Origin of the sequence: Streptomyces sp. NPDC051555 (assembly GCF_044454405.1) — a bacterium.
Classification (GTDB): domain Bacteria; phylum Actinomycetota; class Actinomycetes; order Streptomycetales; family Streptomycetaceae; genus Streptomyces.
The window spans coordinates 275,842-293,400 of record NZ_JBITDP010000005.1 but is presented as its reverse complement, the minus strand read 5'-3'; the positions used below and the strand labels follow the sequence as shown (position 1 = coordinate 293,400).

Sequence of the window (17,559 nt, the reverse complement as noted above, 5' to 3'; positions counted from 1 at the left end):
ACGCACGCGAGGGCGGCATCCCCCAGGGGGATGCCGCCCTCGCTTTGTGCTGTCCGCACCGACCGAAGCGTTCCTCTTGCGGGAGATCGCTGACAGCAGAGCAGCAGAGCGCCTCACACGCTGGAACACCATCGCAGGTGCATGTCAAAGTGGGTGTCTTCCTGGCCCCTTCCGAGCACGGAGCCGCCCATGACCCACGCCGGCGACCAGCCCGGCTTCTCCACCACGATCGAGGCCCTGCGGATCCGCACGTGGCTCCTCGGCCGCGGACACCCCACCCGGATCATCGACCGCTTCACCGCCGACGACTTCAGCCTGGTCGTCGACGACCGAGCCGATGTACACGTCGCCAGCAAGGACGGCCGCTTCTACCTCGGCTGGTTTCCCGAAGGCCGTCCCGGCGACCGCAACGCCGGCTGGGTGATCGCCGTCACCGGCACGGCCACCGTGCGCGGCTATCAGGCGACGTTCAGCACCGAGACCCCCGCTGCCGTCGTGGCCGCCGCCGTCGAGGCCGTACTCGCCACCTCCCAGCGCATCTGACGCGCAACGACGGCCAGGACCGGCCCGGGTCGCTGCCGTACGCCTCACCCACCTGTCCCACGCTTCATACGCCGTGCCACGGCGTGTCCAGAAGGAGCAGCAGTGCAATCACCGACCCATCGAGCCGTGACCGTTGGCGAGATCATCGACCGTCTCTCGTCCTGTGACCGGGACGCGCCGTTCTTCCTCGCGATCAACCCGGAGTTTCCGTACGTCCACTTCGCCGGAGAGATCGTCAAAGCCCGTGACGGACACGGCCGCCAGGTGGTCTTCCTCGGCGAAGCCGGACAGGGCGAGTTCCTTCCGCCCGCCATCGCGCAGGCCCTGACCTGGCACCCGCCCACGGGCACTGCCTCCCTCAGCCGACGCGCAGTACGCCGATCCGCACGGTCGGCATGACCAGCCACCTAGCCCCTGGAGGCGCCCCTGTACTCCCACACCCCGCCCGAGCCGAGCATCCCCAACACCGGTTGGCTCTGGGCAAGCCCCCGGCACCTGGCCGGGGATGACGGAGGCCTGGCCGAAGCCGTCGGAGGCGCCCTGACGGGCGCCGGCTGGTCCTGCTGGACGACGGCACGCAAGTCGTTGTTCCACTCCAGCCCCGACCAACTCCGAAGCGCCGAGTGGGTACTGGCCGACCCGCTGACCACCCGCTTGGGCGACCTCCCGATTGCATGGGAAGTCTCCGCGCGCGAGGCCCCCGACCGTGGCATCGCGGCATGGACGGCGTACTTCACCGCTGGCATCCCCCACGAAGCGCTCACAGCCTTCGTTCTCGCGTTGGACGCGAGGAAGGAGCCGGCGTGGGGCTTCGACGGGATCGACGCGGTCACGCAGGTTCTTGCATCTGCGGACTGGGCAGGTGACGCCGACGACCCGGAACTCACCTTCTGGGATGCCTCGATGACCTCGTGCTGGTCCTGGGCGGTTCTTCCCGCCGGGATCGAGGACCAGGACCCGCGCCCAGACCTTCCCGGCTGGATGGCCTGGTCGCAGCCCGATCTCGCGAGGCCGTACCTGTGGTGTGCGGCGTTCAGCCATTCGACGCCGCAGGATCTCGTCGGCGCCTTCGCCGAGGCGCTCGTCGCTCCGGCGCCGGTGCCTCGCCGGACCCTCCCGGCAGTCTCCGAACGGTGCCTCACGGTCAGCCACATGCCCTGACTGGTCTAGGGAAGCCCTACCGCGTCGCGCTCCTGCCGAACTGCGCCGTCACCGGTCCGCCGGACTCCGATGGTGAGCCGGCCACCTGCTCCGGGTACGGGGGCCACGGCGGCGACCACGTGTGGATCTAGGGTCTGTTGCGAAAGTGCTGGTCATAGCCACTCGTTGATGGCTGCGACCAGCACCGTTGCCTCGTAGCGGACGGCGAGTTTGTCGTACCTTGTAGCCACCGCCCGGTGCCGCTTGAGCCGGTTGATGCCGCATTCGACGGCATGGCGTTGTTTGTAGTCTTCCTTGTCGAATGCCGGGGGCCGACCGCCGCGGGATCCGAGTTTCTTGCGGTTGCGGATCTGGTCGGCCTTCTCCGGGATCGTGCACACGATCCGGCGTTTACGCAGGTAGGCGCGGTTGGCTCGGGAGCCGTAGGCCTTGTCGCCCCGGACCCTTGCGGGTCTGGTGCGAGGCCGGCCGGGGCCGGGACGGGCAACTCGAACCTTCTCCAGGACGGGCTGGAAGTACGGGCTGTCGTGCCGGTGCCCGGCAGTGACCAGCAGGGACATGGGCTTTTGCCCCTGCTCGGTGGCGAGGTGGATCTTCGTGGTCAGGCCGCCGCGGGATCGTCCCAGCCCGTGATCGTCGGGCTCGACGGACACGCCGCCGGGAGGCTCTTTCTGGAGGGCCCCTTTTTACGCGCCCCGGCGGCATGCTGATGGGCACGGCAGATGGTGGAGTCGACGCTGAGGTCCCAGGTGATCAGGCCCTTCGCGTCAGCGTCAGCCTGGAGCTCCTGGAAGATCCGCTGCCACGTGCCATCACGCTGCCACCGGCGGAACAGGTCGTAGACCCGATCCCACGGCCCGTACCGTTCCGGCACGTCCCGCCACGGAGCACCGGTCCGGGTCCGCCACCGTATGCCGTCTATCAACTGCCGCCGCGTCCACACCTGCGGCCGACCCGGCTTGATGCCCAATGGCAGCAACGGCTCAAGCCGGGCCCACTGGCCGTTCGTCAGATCTCCACGTCCCACAAGACGTGATCATGAACGAACAAGATCCACTTTCGCAACAGACCCTAGTGGCGTCAGCGGGTCGAGCGGAGCATCATCACCAGCGGCGGGGAGTCCGGTGAGGGCTGGGCACTGCCGATCGTCTCGTAGCCCCACGCCTTGTACACCCTCTGCACCTTCCCGTCCCCGGCGGTCGGGTTCACCATGAGCGCAACGACCGGCTCCGTCCGCCTGGCGAGCAGTCTGTCGTGGATGCGTCGCGCCAGGCCAGTCCCCCGGTGCGGCACGGTCACGCCGATCTCCTTGAGGGCCAGGCACGGCTCGGTGGTGTGCTTCGGGTCGACGCCTTCCGCCCGGGTCCACCACCGGTCGCCAGCCTCGACGGTGTTGCCGTACGCGTACCCGACCGGATTCCCCTCGTTGTCGAAGGCGATCACCACCACGAACCCCGGCTCCCGCCCGTGCCGCTCCAAGCGGTCGGCGAAGGTGGGCACCGCGTAGTTCGGCAGGTGCAGCAGCGGTTCGCGGACCTTCGCGTACACCGCGATCAACGGCGCGGCGGCCTGCTCCAGGTCGGTGTACCGGCGCAGTCGGATCGTCATGCGGGTGTCCTCCGGGTGTCGCGGACGTACTGGGTCCAAGTGTGTGCGGGCGCGGTGTTCGGTGCGATGACGTCCAGGCGCGTACCGAAGGTGCGTAGCATCCCGACGACGCGGGGATGCAGTGCGGCTTGGTCGGCGGGGACCGACATGGCGGTGGCCACGGCCGGTTCGACGTCGCCCTGTTCGAGCTGGGCCCGTGCGACGCGGGCGGTGGCGATGGCCTTGGAGCGGTGCATGTGGGGGCGCAGGCCAGCGAGGCAGCGGTGGCCGTGGAACTCGGCGCGGGCGAAGTCGCCGAGGGAGAGGTGCGCGGACAGAGCGAGGCTGTCGAGTTCCGCCTGGTCGTAGAAGGCATTCATCCACACCGGCCGCTGTGCATGGGGGTCGGCGCGGTTCATGGCGTCCTGGGCCTGGCCGAAGCAGCGTCGGGCGGCGATGCGGTCTCCTGCGGCACCGTGGATGGCTGCGTGACGGGCCAGCCCGAGGGAGGCGAACATCGGGTCCCGGCGGGTGAGGGACAACCCCCGGGCCACGGTGTTGGCGGCTGCGGCGTCGGCCGGGCGGCCCATGTGCCGGTACATCGTGCCCGCGTGGGACCAGATGCGGAATTTGATGAACGGGTCGCCGGACATTTCGGCGAGGGCTTGGGCTTCGCGCATGTGGCCGATCGCGTCGTCGAAGCGGCGGCCGTCGATCGCGGCCCACATCGCGGAGGACCGGAACGCCGCCGCCGAGGCGTACACCTGTCCCCGGACGCGTTGGCTGGCGCTGCCCGTCTCCTGGAGGGCCAGTGCCCTGCCGGACATTGCGGCGGCCTGCTGCTCGATGCCGAGCTGGCCGCCGTGGCGGTGGTCGCTGGCGATGATCTCGGCGAACTTGCGTTGGAGCCGTTCCACGTCGCTCGTGCCGATCCGGCGGGGCGTGGTGGGGGCGTTGGTGGGGGTGGCTACGGCTGCGGTGATGCCGGCGATGAAGGTTCGGCGGAGCACGGGATCCTCCCGGGGTGCTGCTGTGCTGGGTGGAGCGAACCCTAAGTCCGTGAGCGGGCAGGCGAACACCCGCTCCAGCGCGGCCCGCGTACGCCCGATGGGGCGCCTAGTAGTGCCGTTCAGCAGGTTCCGGACGGTCCTCGCGGAGAAGTCTCCGCACCGGCCAGTGAGCGCTTCGAGCGCGTCATTCATCTGACCTGCGAGTTCGTCCTGGGTTAAGCCGAGGTCGGCCAGCCGCCGCCGCAACACGTCGTTGTCGCCCATGCCACTGACCGTAGCCGCAGGGTCACTTGGGGAACAGCCGGTCTGCAAATCACGGGCAAAGTCTTCCGGTGGCAAGCGTGGTCTAGCCCTCTAACCCTTCCTGTTCGCTACGGCGCCGGGGCCGTTCACTTGACATCGCTGCCGGGCAGGCCGATCTCCCCACCCGGTGGCATCCCCCGGTGCAGGGGTGGTCCTGCTCGTCCCCGTGGACAGGGCCGCCGCCTCCCCGCCTCGAAGGAGAATGTCGTGTCCGCCCAGCCGCTCCCTCGCCGGCCGCTCGCCCGCCAGCTCCAGGACCAGCCCGAATACGCCCCGTGGGACGGCGCGTTCAGCAGCCCCGTCCCCCGTCCCTCTCTTCAGGTCCGTGCCGAGGGAGGCCGGGGGAGATTCTTCGAGAGGCCCACCGACGAGGAGGCGGAGCAGTGAGCAGGCTCCCCGGCTGGTTCCATGTGGCCCGCTGCCTTCCACGTCGAAGAGGAGCAGGAGATGCCCAAGCCGCATGGATCAAGGTCCGTGCCATGGACACCGGCACCGCGGGCGAGGTCGCCCAGGTCGGCTCCGGAGTGACCTGCCTTGACGCAGATCCGACCTACGTGTGGCTCCGGCCGGTAGGTGGCGGTCACGAGCGCCCCGCGCAGATTGATGACCTGGAGCCGGCCTAGGTAGCGACAATGCGCCAGAACTTAACCGTCGCCGCTGACGTCGTCGTCTGTGTCGTCCTGGTCAACTTGATGCTCTGGTAGGCCAGGTGAAGATCCGCTGTCCGGAAACCGCCTTCCATCAGATGGCCACTGCGGATCTACTCGAAGACTTCCCATCCGATCCCGGGTGGGGGAACCGAAAAGGAAGGAACCACGATGCGCGGACACATCGCCTCCAACGAGAACACCGGGTCCACCGGAGCGTCGGTCTACCACCAGACCCGGGACCGCATGGACCAGGTCTTCGGCGCCCGCGACACCCGCGTGTGGCCTTCGGGCGAGGACACCTGCTCGAAGTGCTACAGCGTGACGCCGGCCATCACGACGACGGCGCGCACCACCGCCTAGTCACGTCCCACCGAGGGGTCGGGCGCTTCGGCGTCCGGCCCTTTCCCGATCGGAGGATAAGCGTGGAAAAGATCATCCTGACCGCCGAACACGGCTCCATCGTCGACGCATGCCTGACCGCCAAGCCGGACATGGACGATGACCTCCGCAAGCGCCTGTCGCTGCTGGAGGAGTACGACATGGGTTTCCTGCTTCTGGGACTGAGCCCCCGTCGTCTGCTGCGGGAGGGCCGGCTGTTCGACAACGAGCAGGTACTTCCGCTGTTGCTGTGGTTCGGGCAGTGGGACAAGCACTGTCGCTTCTGGGCCTCAGAGATCATGCGGCAATGGCTCGTGTTCAACCCCTCCGAAGGCGACTTCGAAGGCGCGGACGACGAGAAGGCCACCGAGTTTCGGGACTACTTCTTCGAGAAGTACGCCATCCCGCTGATCGCCGAGTTCCGCCAGTACGTGGCGCTGTCCATGCTGTACCCGAAGGAGAGCAACGCGCCGTCAGGTCCCGTGGACATGGTGTGGCACGCGTTCATCCTCAACACCGAGCAGTACGAGGACTTCAGCGACCGCATCTGGGTCGGTGCGGAGCACATGCCGCCTGAGGTTCCCGAAGAGGACTACGCCACCATGCCCGCGAGGAGCTGACGTGAACGATCCCGAAGGTGCCCTGTCGACGTTTCACGAGCACGGGTTCGCCATACTGCCCTCCCTCATCCCGCGCGACACGGCAGAGCATCTTCGGGATCTGATCGAACAGCGCTACCAGAACCCCGCCACGCATTCCGCAGATCCCGAACAGGACCTATTGCGGGGCGGTGTAAGCCTGATGCGCATGTTCGAGTACGACCGGGCGTTCCGCGATGTGGTCGACTACGCGCCGATCGCCGACCTGGTGGACAAGATCCTCGGGCCGGACTGCCACATGATCTCCCAGAACGCACTCCGCATCCCGCCCGGCCAGGGAATCACCAAGTGGCATATCGACGATGAGCTGTTCTTCCCGTTCCTCACTGGCAGCCCCGCCGAGAGCGCCGCGTCCGTCCCGTGCTTCTCGCTGAACGTCATGCTCGCCCTCAGCGACATCGGCACCGTCACGTCCGGCCCCACACAGGTCGTGCCCCGAAGCCACATCTCCGGCAGCAGGCCACCGTGGAAACCCGACCTCCCCGAGGGCTCGGACCACGTCTCGCTGCTCGCCTCGCCGGGAGACGTCTACCTCGTCAACAGCCAGACCTGGCACCGTGGTGCCCTCAACGAATCGGACACCACGCGTTACCTGCTGACCACCGCGTACGGGCGCCGGTTCATCAGTCAGCGCTTCTACCCCTTCGTCAACTACCGCATGCCCGACGACGTCCTGGACGGAGCGTCTGGCCGGCTGACACGGCTCCTCGGGTTTCACGGAAAAGGTCCGTACGGATGAGCCGCGTCTTCCCTACAGTGGCGCACATGACTGCCACCTCCGTACGTCCCGACTGGGCGTCACTGCCGGACGCGGTACGCGCGTATGTCGAACATCAGATGGGCTCCCCCGTCGCCGAAGCACAGACCTGCGGAGGTGGCTACACACCGGGTCTGGCCTCACGGCTGCTGCTGACGGACGGCCGCCGCATGTTCCTGAAGGGAATGGGCGACGAGCACCCCTTCGCGCCGCACTACGCGGACGAGGTCGCCGCGACCGCAGCACTACCGGCAGGTATCGCGCCGGAGCTGCTGTGGTGGGCGGCCCCGCGTGAGGGGATGGGGTGGTGGCTGCTCTGTTTGGAGGACGTTCCTGGTACGCAGCCGGTCTTCCGCCCCGGCGGGGACGTGGAAGCCGTGGTGGGCGCGATGGAGTCGGCGGCGAAGATGCTCACCCCGTGTCCGCTGAGCCCTTCTGTTCAACTGCCGGACATTCTCGCTAAATGGTTCACCGGGTGGACCGACCTAGTCGAGGAAGGAGCCGAAGAACTCGACCCGTGGGCAGTGCGTCACTTGGCTGCCCTCGTGGAGGCCGAGCAGCGCGGGTACGCGGACTGCGCGGGAGACACCCTCGTCCACTGGGATATCCGGCCGGACAACATGATCCGCCGGCCTGACGGATCCATCGTCCTGATCGACTGGGCGTACCGCTTCCGGGGAGCCGACTGGATCGACCCTGCTGTTCTGGTGCCCGCGCTGATCGTAGGCGGACACACACCCGAACAGGCTGAAGCGGCTGTGGCAGGACTGCCGCAGCCGGAACCGGATGTGCTGACCGCGTTCGCCGTGGGACTGGCGGGGTACTGGACGTGGTGTTCTCTCATGCTCGATCCGCCGGGGGCTCCGTTCCTGCGCCACTCCAGGGCAGTTCACGCCGCTGCGGCCCTGGAGTGGCTGCGATACCGGACCGGCTGGAGCTGAAACCCCGGACGACGCCCCCCGCCCTCCCACAGCATCCGGAGGACGGGGGCTTTGCGTTTCTACCCCCCACCCCGCAGCGCCCGCCAGGCAGTATCAGCAATCCTGCTCCGCCAGGCCCGGTGGTCTCCACGCCACGCGCCCCCAGGCCGTGTTGCTAAAGAAAGCTGGTGAGCCGGATGCACCCCAGACTTCGCCGTCGAGCAGCGCCATTCCCAGTACAGGCCACGCCTCCCGCCTGCGACGGTGCAGCCGCGTGGTGTCCATCTCGCTGCGTAAACTGTTGGCTCGTGTGCCTGTCTGTGATGTCAACGTGCACACTGACGGTTTCCCGTTCGACCGAAGGACTGAGCCGTGCCCGGCCGACCTGAGATTGTCTGCATCTGCGGCTCTACCCGGTTCGTGGACGAGATGCGTATGGCGAACCGTGATCTGACCTTCGCAGGTGTCATCGTCGTCGCGCCAGGCGAAGCAGACGAGTTGATCACCAACGAGCAGAAGACCGCGCTGGATGCCCTCCACCTGCGCAAGATCGACCTGGCTGACCGGGTTCTGGTCGTCAACCCCGGCGGGTATATCGGCGAGTCCACGAGCAGGGAGATCGCATATGCCCACGCAACCGGCAAGCCGATCTCGTTCACCGATCCCGTCTGACCAGTAGACGCTTCGTGGTGCGCGCGGGCAACGAGTCTCGGTCAGCCTCGGAGCGTGTTGCTAGTGGATCTTCGAAGTCGTCGGGCGCAGCCTTGTGCTTGTGTCGCGTGACGTGATCTCTGATGAGGCGTGGGCCGTGCTCGGGCCTCTGTTTCCCGCTGTGAAGGCTACGGGCCGTCCGCCGGTAGACCGACGCACGGTGGTCGAGGCGACGGCGTGGCGGTTTCGCACCGGGGCGCCGTGGCGTGATCTGCCCGCCCTAAGGGCACGAGGGAGCTACTCCGTCCCAGCCTCTACAGGCTCCTGACCTGCGGTGGCGCACAGGAACCCTCGGGACGGGGTAGGTGGTCCAGGCCCCTGGGCCAATGCTGACTCGTGTGTCAGCAAGAACGGGTACGACAAAGCTCCCTAGAAACCGCCAGGTCTCCGCCGGGGCATCCTTGTGTTCTGCTCGTCTGACCGGATGAACAGGGCGGCACCCCGTCAGGAGATACGGGGTGCCGACTGGTGCGGGATCAGGTGGCCGGAGCCAAGGCCTTGTCGAGGGCCTTGCCGAGGTGCGTGTCGACCAGGCCGGGACTTCCGGAAAGGACGACCAGGACGGTGCCGGAGCGCACGGCGACCTGCTTGATCATGGTGGTCCGGCCGCCGCTGGTGAGCGTCATCACCGTTGCCCACCGTTCATCGCCGCGCTCCGGTGCGGTGACCTTCTGGGTGGTGACGTCGATGGGCGTGCTGCCGGACGCCAGCTGGTACTTCGGGCAGGCGGCCATCGCGTCGAAGATGGTGCGGGTGCTGGAGGAGAGTTTGTCCTCGGTGTCGGTGTAGATCTCTTCGGCCACCTCGGAGTCGGCGGACCCGTTATAGGCAAAGGTGACTTTGGCCTGGGTGGGGAAGTCGAGCGCCCCTCCGGCAGCGGCTCCGCCGAGCTTCTCCATGGCCGGGCAGCCCACGACGGCGATGTCGTCGTGCTTCGAGTCCTGCTGCGGCTGGACCCGGTAGTCGGAGCCCATGTCCACGATGTCGAGCAGACGAGGCCCGAGCTGGTCGGCCGAGAGCGGCGCGGACTTCTTGCCCTGCGGCGTGGTGCTGGGGCTGCTCGCTTGCCGGGGTCCGAAGGAGCCGGGTTCCGGTGTGCTGCCGGTCGAGCAGGCTGCCAGCGTGAGCGTGGCCGCTGCGGTAAATCCGAGCAGGATGAAGCCGTGGTTTCGCATGTGTGATCCCCCCGTGCGTGCGTGCGGGCCGACGGTACCCCTTGGCGATGTTGATCTTCCAAGGGGGGTGATGCCGAATAGCGAGGTCAGAGGATCGCGCCCGCGAATGTGCCGTCGTACCCGAAGGACGTCAGTCCGTCCTCCCGGCTGCCGAAGACCCCTTCGATCGGCCCCGAGTTCCGCCCGTACCAGTCGCCGTCGAGACCGGGGACGAGCGTCTCGTGGGCGCTGCGGCAGCGAACCCACACACGGTCACCGCTGTTGAGCACCAGCCAGTCCCGGTAAGCCCCGCACTCGGTGCAGGCGATCACCTCGTTGTCCACGGACAGCGGCGCCCAGTAGCGCATCATCGTCCCGGCGAACTGCTCCGGCGCCGGCACGCGCAGATCGACCGGTATCTCCACCGAGCCGGTCTCGGCCGCACCAGCCGGGCGGACCGCACCGTTGTGGGCCGGTTCCTGCGCGGCGGAGGCGATGTGCATCGCCTCGGCCTGGAACTCGCGGACCGAGCGGTCCTGTCGGCCTCGTCTGCTGCGGAACATGGGCGCCTCCGGGTGGTCGTGGTCCGCGTGTACGGTCACACCCTCTCTCGGGGGCGTGACCTGGTTCTACTCAACAAACGTTCACAGGCCCGGCGAGCGGCGGGAGGGCCGTTCGGCGGCGGGGCGAACAGCGGCCGAGCGTGGTGCAGTTCCTCCGGCGGACGCAGTGGCCTTGGCCGGATCGGCGGGCAGGTCGGCCATGCGGCGCAGGCGCCACACCAGAACGTCGCTGACGGAATCGGCGGTGCCCAGCTCGCGGCGGGACGCGGCGGCGGCGAGCAGAGGCCCCGGCTGATGTCCGGCGGCCTCCGCTTCGGCGAGCGTGGCGGCCAGCGCAGGCCATCCGGGCTCGGCCAGAAGCTGCTCGGCCATGTCAGGCAGCGCCTGCCGCACGACGGCTTCGTGCCGGCGACGGACCGGAAGCGAAAGGCGCCGACCGCGTTCGCGCAACACCCCAAGGGGCCTGTCGGCGGCACTCGAGTAAGCGGTCCGGAGGTACCCGGCGGCCTGTTGAGCAGCGGCGGCCTGCTGGGCGTGCCCCTTCCTCGCGTGCCACAACGCGGCGGCGGTGACCAAGAAGAACAGCATGTCGATCACCATCGCCGTGGTGGCGCCGTCCTCGCCGCGGCCCAAGGCCGGACCACCGTGCGAAAGGTCGCGGGCAGCCTGCCGCAGCGCCCGGTCGTGGTGGCGTACGGCTCGGACGTGCGACCGCGAGGCCCGCTCGAAGGCTGCCGCGGCTTCGCGGAGCTCGCGGCGTGTATGCGCCGCGGAGGTCTTGGAGAGTGCGTCCAAGACCTCTCCGGCTGCGGCGATGTGAGCGGCGACCGCGCCGTCCTCCCCCTGGTCGATGACCAGCACGGCCTGCCAAACGGCTCCGGCCGCGCGGCGGCGAGCCGATGCCGGCCTGGACATCCCCGGCTCTGCCGCCAGCCTCGTGCCGTCGTCGGTCTCGGCCCCGTTGGGCATGCCGCTCCAGCGCTCGCGGATGCGCGGCAGGGACAGGTCGGGGGCCAGCTTCGAGCCCGAGTAGAACACCGGGTCGCCGTCCTTGTTCCGGTCGTCGGGCAGGGCGACGGTGTAGCCGAGAAGGTCTCCGGACGGTGCGACTCGCTTCCGGACGAGGAGGCCGGAGGCTGCGATCCGGCCGAAGAACTCGGTGTCGCTGGCGGCGCCGGCCACCGCGCGGCGTACGGTCTCGCGGAGTTCCTCGCGCGGGGTGCGCTCGCGGTGCTCACGCTCGGCCTTGTGGCGCTCAGCGCTGGTGGGCCGCTGGGCTGCGGTGCGGTCGCCGGCGTTGAGGCGGCGCAGCCCGAGTTCGGCTTCCAGGAGGCGGGCTCCGTCCTGGACGCGCTGGGCGTCGTTGTCGAGGTCGGGCTTGTAGCCGTCCTCGCGGACGAGGGTGGCGATGATGTGGATGTGGTCGTCGGCGTGCCGGACCGCCGCCCAGCGGCATCCCGCCCCTTGGTCCGGGTCATCGATTCCGGCGGCGGCAACCATGCGCCGGGCGACGTCCGCCCACTCCTCGTCGGACAGGATCCGGTCGGTGGGGGCATTGCGGACGGACAGGTGCCACACATGCTGGGCGGGACGGCTGCCCTCTTCAACGTTTTGTACCGGCTGGTCGAGGAGGCGCTGGAGCTGCTTCAAGGTGGCCTGCGGGTCGCGGCCGGGGTCGGGGGCGTTGTCGTCCCAGGAAGCCACCAGGTGCGGGTCGGTGTGCTCCTCGTACTTGCCCGGCCCGTACAGGTAGGCGAGCAGGCCGATGGTGCGCTTCCCGCGGTTGTGGATCCTGGGGATCATGCCTGTGTTGTCCTTCTAGGTCTGGTCGAGCAGGTGGTCGGTGGCGGCCTGGACGCGGTCTACGGCCCGGCCGACGGCGGCGAGGACCGCGTCCAGTTCTTCGGGCTGGCCACCGGAGTTGATGGCGCGGGTGATCTGGTTGAGGTTGGTGCCGACGCGGCCGAGGTGCCGGCGGGCGGCGAACAGCTCCGAGACCATCTCGCGGTGGCCGGCGATGGCGGCGGCGGTGTTGTCGAGGTCGTGCGCGGCGGCCATGCCGCTGCGGGCGAGGAAGGCGGGCAGGGTCGTGCGGGCTGCTGCTGCGGCGCTCGACAGCAAGGTCTTCTCGTCGTCGTTCAGGCGGACGCTGCAGACGTGACTTCGCTTGTCGGACGGCGGCTTGGGGGAGCGCTTACGTGATCTGTTCGGTGCGACGCGCTGTCGGCGTCGGGGTGGTTGCTTCTCCTCCGGCTGCGATCCGCCCTCGGTCGCTGCCTCCCGGACCAGTGCCCCCCGGCGCTGGTCCGGACCCGCCACCCCCGGGGCGGGCTCTGGCCAAGGCACCTTCCCCGACGGGGAAGAGTGTCTTGGCCGATAACTTGCTGTGCGACGTGAGGCCGCACGCTCAGAAGTGAGGTCCGTCTCGTGGAGAGATTCAGACAAGAGATTTCCTCCGGATTAGTGTCTCGATTTTCGTCCCCGCGCTCACATGCGTCGCTGGTAACGGCGGGGTGTGGAGCTGAGCGTTCACGCCCAAGGGCGCCTCTGTCATCGAGGGGCCACAGGTAAGGGGAAGGCTGGACGGGCGAACACGCGTGAACCCCCGGTTAATGCCTCGTCATATGGGACCCCTGCGATGATTGGATTTCGGCAGGGTAGGGCCCGGTGCTGCAAGGCACAGGCGGCTTCCGGTGCAAGCAACACCGGTAGTGAGACACCGCTGGCCACGGGGTAGAGGGGGCGCCCACCCCAGCCGCATCTTCTGCGTGCGGAACACGGAAACCCTGATGGGGTCCGGATATGTCCGGTAAGCCGACCGCAAGGAAGGCCCAACTCCCCAGCAGGAACAGGATGATCCAAGAAGCGAAGGCCGGTAGGTCGAAAGGCCAGGGAAAACCGGGCGGTGGCATTCTCCACCCGCCGTCCGCCATAACCCGCCGGATACGGACCCGAGTGGCCCGGCCCGAAAGGGCGCCCACGTGGATCAGGTGAGCCTTTGAAGCCCCAACGCAAAGACACCGGAACCGAAGGACAAGTTGGATGCCGGAGACGCGTATGAGCACCACAGTGGCAGGAGGAACTGCCCGCGCGTCCGAGGCGAACGGACCGGAGGGCGGGAAACTCGCATGGCACAGCATCGACTGGGCCGAGTGCGAGGAGAACGTACGGCGGCTGAGGCAGCGGATCTTCAAGGCGACGCAGGACGGGGACCTGAAAAGGGTCCGCAACTTGCAAAAGCTCATGCTGAGAAGCCGTAGCAACACGCTCGTGAGCGTGAAGCGGGTGACCCAGCAGAGCAAGGGTCGCCGGACTGCTGGAATCGACGGGGAAACGGTCCTCACCCCTGCGGGGAGGGCCAGACTGGCGGCCGAGAGCCATCGGTCGCAGGTCCCGTGGAGAGCCCAGCCGGTCCGGCGCGTGTACATCCCGAAGGCGAACGGGAAGCAGCGCCCGCTCGGTATTCCGGTCATTCGTGACCGGGTGCTCCAGGCTCGCGTGAAGAACGCGCTGGAGCCCGAGTGGGAGGCGCGGTTCGAGCCGAAATCTTACGGTTTCAGGCCCGGACGCGGCTGCCAGGACGCGATGGCGGCCATCCGCTCCTTTGGCAGGGGCAGGCTGGCCAAGCGCCTGTGGGTGCTGGACGCGGATCTGGAAGGCGCGTTCGACCGCATCAGTCACGACCACCTGACCGCCATGATCGGGCAGTTCCCTGCCAGGGACCTGATCCGGGCATGGCTGCGGGCCGGCGTGATGGAGGGCGGACGCTGGGCGCCGACCGAGGAGGGGACTCCTCAGGGCGGCGTCATCAGTCCGCTGCTGCTGAACATCGCGCTGCACGGGATGGAAGAGGCCGCGGGAGCCCGGCGTGACGGGCGCAGAGGGCGTGAATTCTGTGTCGTTGCTGGAACTCCCGTGTTGATCCGGTATGCCGACGACTTCGTGGTCATGTGCCACAGCAAGGAGGAGGCAATCCGGGCCAAAGAGGATTTGGTGAACTGGCTTGCGCCCAGGGGTCTTCGCTTCAACGAGGCGAAGACCAAGGTCGTGCACCTCGGCGAGGGGTTCGACTTCCTGGGCTTCTCCGTGAAGAAGCACGGGGAGAAGCTGGTCATCAGGCCGAGTAGAGAGGCGTGCAACAAGCTCCGTAAGCGGCTTCGGACCGAAATGCGCGCTCTTCGGGGCGGGCCATCCGGGGCGGTCGTGGGCAAGTTCAACCCGATTGTGCGGGGTTGGACGGCCTACTACCGGAGCGGGGCGTCGCATCGAGTGTTCTGCTCGATGGACTTCTACATGTTCACGCTGCTCTACAAGTGGGCGAAACGCGGCCACGAGAACTGCTCGGGCCTGTGGATCAAACGCCACTATTTCGGCCGGTTCAACAAGGCCAGACGGGACAACTGGGTATTCGGCGACCACCACAGTGGGGCCTACCTCCAGAAGTTCGCCTGGACCCGTTACGCCCGGCATAACGCGGTCAAAGGGGCGTCGTCTCCGGACGATCCGGCCCTGACCGGCTACTGGCGGGCGCGTCGCCGCATCAAAGCGCCGCCGCCGATGGACAAGACCAGCTTGTACCTGGCGGCACGGCAGAAGGGCGTGTGTCCCCTCTGCCGTCAGGCGTTGATCGACGGAGCCGAATACGAGCCGGACAATCTGCGCGAGTGGATGGACTGGTTCGCGGCGTCGAGGAAGGTGCTCCACAAGCACCACCTCGTTTACCGGAGGAGCGGCGGTACGGATGAACGAGCCAACCTCAGCCTTGTGCATGCCGATTGCCATCGTCAGCATCATGCAAACGACGGAAATCGGACCGTAAGTATCCGTCCCACGGAGCCCTCGCGGCTTGCTTGAGCCGGATGCGGTGAAAGCCGCACGTCCGGTTCTGAGGGGGCCGGGGCACAGCGATGTGCTCCGGCTACCCGACCGCCCTTGGGTCGGGTTGGTGACCGGCTGCCCCGTGGAGCTGGGCGGGGGACTGATCGGGTTCGTCATGATCTGCGGGTCCTCGTACGGCGGATGTGGCGCTGAATGTCGGCCGCTACCTCGACCAACGCACTCGGGCCGGACAGCACTCGGACGGGTGCGTCGGGGTGGTCCTGGACGAGCCACTGCCCGGTGGGCGTGGGCATTGCGGCGTGGAGGTGTCCGTGGCGGAGCAGGACTTCCGCCCAGGCGTAGGCCTCGGCATCGTCGGCCACTCGGGCGGCTGTGGGGTGCGGGTGGGCGGGGCAAGGCCGGCTCCATTCGGTGTCTGTGGGGGCGGTGGCCCGCCTAGCAGGGCGGGCCACCGCGTGGAGATCGAGTCCGCAGGGCACTGACCTGCATCTTTGGAGACTCAGCCGCGTGCGAGGCGTTCCTTTGCCACGGTCGTGCTCCGCTTCGGGCGGGGGAGGTGGGAGAGCGCCGGATCCCGGTACAGCACTTCCTGGAGCTCGGCGAACCTCTCGTTTCCGATCGGGAGGTTCTTCTCGCGCAGGTAGGGGCCGATCACCCGGCGAGTCATCCGTCCACCGGCGAGCGCGGCTTCACGCGCGATGGGGAGCAGCACCTCCAGCGGCACGGGATCGGCCGGTGGTCCGGGGGTCTGGTCCGGGGTTGGTCCGGCGGGGTGTGGTCCGGGGGTCTGGTCCGGGGTTGGTCCGGCGGGGTGTGGTCCGGGGGTCTGGTCCGGGGTTGGTCCGGCGGGGTGTGGTCCCGAGGCCTGGTCCGGCCCGCGCTGGTCCTCGGCGTGACCTGCGGCGAAGCTGGTTCGATTCGAAGGCGGCTCGGAATCTGCCCCGAGGTCGGTCCGAGGCGGCTCGCTGGGTGCCCGGTCGTCTCCTGGTCCGGGGGCCGCTGGCTGACCGCCGCTCAGGCAGTTGGAAAGGCCGGGTTCGACTCCTTGGCTGGAGCCCGGTCCGGCACCCCCGTTGGTCCGGTCCGCGGTGTCTGCTTCTCTTGGCCGCTGCTGGTCCGGACCGGACTGGTGGTCCTGCACGGAGCAGACATGTCGCTCCGAGGGTGCCGCGTGATCGGGGTCCATCTTGGTCCGCTGGTCCGCCTCGTTGGTCCGGGGGGAACTGCCGACCTGGTGGCGGGTGATGAGGATGTACAGGTGGACCGCGCCGGCGAGGGCCAGTGGGGCGAGGGTGGACAGCACCGCGACGACTGTGTCGCCCAGGCGCAGCCCGCTGGCGAGGACGGTCTGCTGGTTCAGCCGGACCGCGTGGAGGGCGTTGGCCCAGATACTGGCCGCGGTCGCGGTGCCGAAAAGCGTCCACACGTAGAGCCGGGCGCGCAGCGGGGCGGAGGCCAGCACGAGCAGGGCGCGGACGCCGTACGCGATGAACCCGTCGACCACGAGCGGGAAGAGGTAGGTCAGGAACCCGCGGACGTGGATGGCGACCGCCATCTGCTGGAGCGCGTCGTACGACAGGGCGCAGCCAGCGGTGCCCAGTGCGACGATCGCCATCCGGTCCCACGCGCTCACCGGCGCGACCCTCATTGCGGGGTTGGTCACGCAGCCGTCCTGAAGTCGACGACCAGGGAGGGAACCGCGGCCTTGGGGCTGTTGACCACTTCGGCGTTCGTGAGGGCAGCCGCTTGCTCCTTGGCCGCCTTCTTCTGCTCTGTGGCGATGGCCTCCCGCTGCTTGTTCATCAGCTTGCGGGTGTAGTCGTGCTCGGTGCGCAGCAGCTTGCCCACCCTCTCGATGCTCCACCCGAGCTGGACGGCCTTCCGGATGACGTGGTTGCGCTCGGTTGTGGACAGGGCGACGTCGCGTCCCTGGAAGACGGCCTCGACGCGCTGGTAGTCCAGGCGCTCGGAGGCCTTCTTGTGGTACTCGCTGCGCTCGGATTCAGTCAGGCCCGCCCGGATCCCAAAGCGACTTTTGGTGTCCATGGCGGCGTTGAAGCACTCCTGTCGCACCGGGCAGTGGCCGCAGATCATCTTGGCCCGCTCGATGTCATCGGTAGCGCTGGCCTCGGGGAAGAAGGTCTTGTCGGCCTCCTTGATATCCATGCCGTAGCAGAGAGCGCGCTCGTACCAGCTGTGGTCGGCGATGCCGCGCAGGGCGTTGGCCAGCGTGGTGGGGGTGGTGCTGTAGTGCATGGGGTTCTCCGATGTGCCTCACGGCCGGCGCGCGGTCACCACGTCCCCGGCGGCAGCGGCGGGGTGGC

Annotated in this window: 21 protein-coding genes; 12 read left to right on the top strand and 9 right to left on the bottom strand. The window is 68.3% G+C overall.

Going from position 1 to position 17,559, the window contains the following annotated elements; genetic code table 11:
• Positions 1–189: 189 nt before the first annotated feature.
• The 3 genes from ACIBEA_RS14510 to ACIBEA_RS14500 all read left to right on the top strand — a co-directional run bounded on the left by ACIBEA_RS14510 (position 190) and on the right by ACIBEA_RS14500 (position 1,704).
• Positions 190–543 (top strand): DUF317 domain-containing protein, encoded by a 354-nt coding sequence (locus ACIBEA_RS14510; protein ID WP_399260613.1) that lies wholly within the window; start codon positions 190–192, stop codon positions 541–543.
• Between the two features lie 126 nt (positions 544–669).
• Entirely contained in the window at positions 670–942 is a 273-nt protein-coding gene (locus tag ACIBEA_RS14505) for a hypothetical protein (protein ID WP_399260611.1), read from the top strand.
• 186 nt (positions 943–1,128) lie between these two features.
• Entirely contained in the window at positions 1,129–1,704 is a 576-nt protein-coding gene (locus ACIBEA_RS14500; RefSeq protein WP_399260609.1) for a DUF317 domain-containing protein, read from the top strand.
• 152 nt (positions 1,705–1,856) lie between these two features.
• Here the strand turns inward: ACIBEA_RS14500 and ACIBEA_RS14495 are convergent.
• The 3 genes from ACIBEA_RS14495 to ACIBEA_RS14485 form a co-directional block, all read right to left on the bottom strand.
• Positions 1,857–2,731 (bottom strand): IS5 family transposase gene (locus ACIBEA_RS14495; RefSeq protein ID WP_399260607.1). Its coding sequence is split into 2 segments (ribosomal slippage): positions 1,857–2,374 and positions 2,374–2,731, totalling 876 coding nucleotides; the frame shifts between segments, so codons are not numbered across the junction.
• Positions 2,732–2,784: 53 nt separating this feature from the next.
• On the bottom strand, positions 2,785–3,312 hold the full coding sequence (locus ACIBEA_RS14490) for a GNAT family N-acetyltransferase (RefSeq protein WP_399260605.1): 528 nt from the start codon (positions 3,310–3,312) through the stop codon (positions 2,785–2,787).
• Entirely contained in the window at positions 3,309–4,565 is a 1,257-nt protein-coding gene (locus ACIBEA_RS14485; protein WP_399260604.1) for an XRE family transcriptional regulator, read from the bottom strand. The genes ACIBEA_RS14490 and ACIBEA_RS14485 overlap by 4 nt, the downstream gene beginning before the upstream one ends.
• 246 nt (positions 4,566–4,811) lie before the next feature.
• Here ACIBEA_RS14485 and ACIBEA_RS14480 point away from each other — a divergent pair, with 246 nt between their 5' ends.
• The 8 genes from ACIBEA_RS14480 to ACIBEA_RS14445 all read left to right on the top strand — a co-directional run bounded on the left by ACIBEA_RS14480 (position 4,812) and on the right by ACIBEA_RS14445 (position 8,947).
• Positions 4,812–4,991, top strand: coding sequence for a hypothetical protein (locus ACIBEA_RS14480; RefSeq protein ID WP_399260602.1), 180 nt, complete (start codon positions 4,812–4,814; stop codon positions 4,989–4,991).
• 92 nt (positions 4,992–5,083) lie between these two features.
• Positions 5,084–5,227, top strand: coding sequence for a hypothetical protein (locus tag ACIBEA_RS14475; protein WP_399260600.1), 144 nt, complete (start codon positions 5,084–5,086; stop codon positions 5,225–5,227).
• A 195-nt stretch (positions 5,228–5,422) separates the two neighbouring features.
• On the top strand, positions 5,423–5,614 hold the full coding sequence (locus ACIBEA_RS14470) for a hypothetical protein (protein ID WP_399260598.1): 192 nt from the start codon (positions 5,423–5,425) through the stop codon (positions 5,612–5,614).
• A 62-nt stretch (positions 5,615–5,676) separates the two neighbouring features.
• Entirely contained in the window at positions 5,677–6,252 is a 576-nt protein-coding gene (locus ACIBEA_RS14465) for a hypothetical protein (protein ID WP_399260596.1), read from the top strand.
• A 1-nt stretch (position 6,253) separates the two neighbouring features.
• Positions 6,254–7,030 carry a phytanoyl-CoA dioxygenase family protein gene (locus ACIBEA_RS14460; protein WP_399260594.1) on the top strand — a complete coding sequence of 259 codons (777 nt, stop codon included), beginning with the start codon at positions 6,254–6,256 and terminating at the stop codon, positions 7,028–7,030.
• Positions 7,027–7,989: a hypothetical protein gene (locus ACIBEA_RS14455; protein WP_399260592.1), complete on the top strand. Its 963-nt coding sequence runs from the start codon at positions 7,027–7,029 to the stop codon at positions 7,987–7,989. Before ACIBEA_RS14460 ends, ACIBEA_RS14455 begins: the two co-directional genes overlap by 4 nt.
• A gap of 351 nt (positions 7,990–8,340) precedes the next feature.
• Positions 8,341–8,640: a hypothetical protein gene (locus ACIBEA_RS14450; protein ID WP_397739013.1), complete on the top strand. Its 300-nt coding sequence runs from the start codon at positions 8,341–8,343 to the stop codon at positions 8,638–8,640.
• 94 nt (positions 8,641–8,734) lie between these two features.
• Complete coding sequence (locus ACIBEA_RS14445; RefSeq protein WP_399260590.1) at positions 8,735–8,947, top strand: transposase; 213 nt, start codon at positions 8,735–8,737, stop codon at positions 8,945–8,947.
• Positions 8,948–9,155: 208 nt separating this feature from the next.
• Here ACIBEA_RS14445 and ACIBEA_RS14440 read toward each other — a convergent pair whose 3' ends face one another.
• From ACIBEA_RS14440 to ACIBEA_RS14425, 4 genes are all read right to left on the bottom strand, one after another.
• Positions 9,156–9,854 (bottom strand): hypothetical protein, encoded by a 699-nt coding sequence (locus ACIBEA_RS14440; RefSeq protein ID WP_399260588.1) that lies wholly within the window; start codon positions 9,852–9,854, stop codon positions 9,156–9,158.
• Between the two features lie 86 nt (positions 9,855–9,940).
• Complete coding sequence (locus tag ACIBEA_RS14435; RefSeq protein WP_399260586.1) at positions 9,941–10,435, bottom strand: hypothetical protein; 495 nt, start codon at positions 10,433–10,435, stop codon at positions 9,941–9,943.
• Positions 10,436–10,477: 42 nt separating this feature from the next.
• Positions 10,478–12,199 (bottom strand): relaxase/mobilization nuclease domain-containing protein, encoded by a 1,722-nt coding sequence (locus ACIBEA_RS14430; RefSeq protein WP_399260584.1) that lies wholly within the window; start codon positions 12,197–12,199, stop codon positions 10,478–10,480.
• A 15-nt stretch (positions 12,200–12,214) separates the two neighbouring features.
• The gene (locus ACIBEA_RS14425) at positions 12,215–12,715 is read right to left on the bottom strand and encodes a MobC family plasmid mobilization relaxosome protein (RefSeq protein ID WP_399260583.1); all 501 of its coding nucleotides are present in this window, start codon (positions 12,713–12,715) and stop codon (positions 12,215–12,217) included.
• 738 nt (positions 12,716–13,453) lie between these two features.
• On the opposite strand from ACIBEA_RS14425, the gene ltrA reads away from it, so the two are divergent.
• Positions 13,454–15,250, top strand: a complete 1,797-nt coding sequence (ltrA, locus tag ACIBEA_RS14420) for a group II intron reverse transcriptase/maturase (RefSeq protein WP_399260581.1) — start codon at positions 13,454–13,456, stop codon at positions 15,248–15,250.
• Between the two features lie 484 nt (positions 15,251–15,734).
• On the opposite strand, the gene ACIBEA_RS14415 is transcribed toward ltrA, so the two are convergent.
• Together ACIBEA_RS14415 and ACIBEA_RS14410 are read right to left on the bottom strand one after the other, a co-directional pair.
• Positions 15,735–16,898: a DUF2637 domain-containing protein gene (locus ACIBEA_RS14415; RefSeq protein ID WP_399260578.1), complete on the bottom strand. Its 1,164-nt coding sequence runs from the start codon at positions 16,896–16,898 to the stop codon at positions 15,735–15,737.
• Positions 16,895–17,491, bottom strand: a complete 597-nt coding sequence (locus ACIBEA_RS14410) for a WhiB family transcriptional regulator (protein ID WP_399260576.1) — start codon at positions 17,489–17,491, stop codon at positions 16,895–16,897. The genes ACIBEA_RS14415 and ACIBEA_RS14410 overlap by 4 nt, the downstream gene beginning before the upstream one ends.
• Between the last annotated feature and the right edge of the window lie 68 nt (positions 17,492–17,559).

What these genes read in the sequence shown, in the direction of transcription:
- ACIBEA_RS14510 (WP_399260613.1), top strand. Translation starts at nt 190, where the DNA reads ATGACCCACGCCGGCGACCAGCCCGGCTTCTCCACCACGATCGAGGCC.
- ACIBEA_RS14490 (WP_399260605.1), bottom strand. Translation starts at nt 3,312, where the DNA reads ATGACGATCCGACTGCGCCGGTACACCGACCTGGAGCAGGCCGCCGCG.
- ltrA (WP_399260581.1), top strand. Translation starts at nt 13,454, where the DNA reads ATGAGCACCACAGTGGCAGGAGGAACTGCCCGCGCGTCCGAGGCGAAC.
- ACIBEA_RS14475 (WP_399260600.1), top strand. Translation starts at nt 5,084, where the DNA reads ATGGACACCGGCACCGCGGGCGAGGTCGCCCAGGTCGGCTCCGGAGTG.
- ACIBEA_RS14485 (WP_399260604.1), bottom strand. Translation starts at nt 4,565, where the DNA reads ATGGGCGACAACGACGTGTTGCGGCGGCGGCTGGCCGACCTCGGCTTA.
- ACIBEA_RS14430 (WP_399260584.1), bottom strand. Translation starts at nt 12,199, where the DNA reads ATGATCCCCAGGATCCACAACCGCGGGAAGCGCACCATCGGCCTGCTC.
- ACIBEA_RS14470 (WP_399260598.1), top strand. Translation starts at nt 5,423, where the DNA reads ATGCGCGGACACATCGCCTCCAACGAGAACACCGGGTCCACCGGAGCG.
- ACIBEA_RS14440 (WP_399260588.1), bottom strand. Translation starts at nt 9,854, where the DNA reads ATGCGAAACCACGGCTTCATCCTGCTCGGATTTACCGCAGCGGCCACG.
- ACIBEA_RS14410 (WP_399260576.1), bottom strand. Translation starts at nt 17,491, where the DNA reads ATGCACTACAGCACCACCCCCACCACGCTGGCCAACGCCCTGCGCGGC.
- ACIBEA_RS14455 (WP_399260592.1), top strand. Translation starts at nt 7,027, where the DNA reads ATGAGCCGCGTCTTCCCTACAGTGGCGCACATGACTGCCACCTCCGTA.